Source organism: Roseateles sp. P5_B10 (genome assembly GCF_056400485.1).
In genome coordinates, this window is the sequence record NZ_JBFULE010001396.1 from 1 (window position 1) to 806 (window position 806).

An 806-nucleotide genomic window follows, 5' to 3' on the forward strand; every position below is an offset into this window, starting at 1 on the left:
GCGCTGCCGCGCTGGACGGCCCGTGTCGCGATCATGGCTTCAGCGCAACCGCGCCGCCCGCAGGAACACAGAGGCCCATTGAACTGCAGGACCATATGACCTACCTCCTCTGCGTATCCCCGGCTTCCAGTCAGCAGACGACCTCCCACGATGACACCAGCGGCGATGCCTTGGTTGATGGAGACATACAAGAGCGGGTCCGAGTCAGGGGTGGGGTTGAACTCCAGTTCTCCCAGCGCGGCCATGTCGGCTTCGTTCTGCACAAACAGCGGGGCATCGGCGAGCGAGGTGCCGCGAAGCTTCTCGCTCAATAGTGCGGCGATGGGCACGTCACGCCAGCCCAGATGGGGGGCGAAGTTCACGATGCCTTGCGCCTCGTCGATGCTACCCGGCAACCCGATGCCGATGCCGAGGACTTGCTGGCCAGGGCGGACCTGCCTGTGCAAGTCCTGTAGCGCGCTTGCGAGACTGGCCACGCAGGCCTCGGCGGTCGGACTGGCCCCRTAGCGAGCGGTCACGCAACCTTGAATCTCGCCCGCCAGCGAAGTGGCGACAGTGCGCACGGACTCAATGCCAACCTCTGCGCCAATGAGGAGCAGAGGTGTGAGATCGGTCTTCAGCAGCTGTTGGCTCCCCGTCGCTTCGGCCAGCACGTGTTTGTCTCCTCCGTTTGCTTGGTCGGACCGGGCTTTATTTTCTATCAAATGCGGTCAGACCAAATATTAATTTGAGCGACGCACAAAGTAAAGCAAAAAAGCAATCGTTGGTTGCGCCATGCTGACCGAGCGCCAGTGCGGCCTTCACGG

The 806-nt window shown here is 62.0% G+C and carries 1 protein-coding gene; it reads right to left on the bottom strand.

Annotated elements, in window-relative coordinates; all coding sequences use genetic code 11:
- On the bottom strand, positions 1-653 hold a 653-nt coding region (locus AC1DU6_RS33575; protein WP_477862682.1), incomplete at its 3' end, for an ROK family protein.
- Between the last annotated feature and the right edge of the window lie 153 nt (positions 654-806).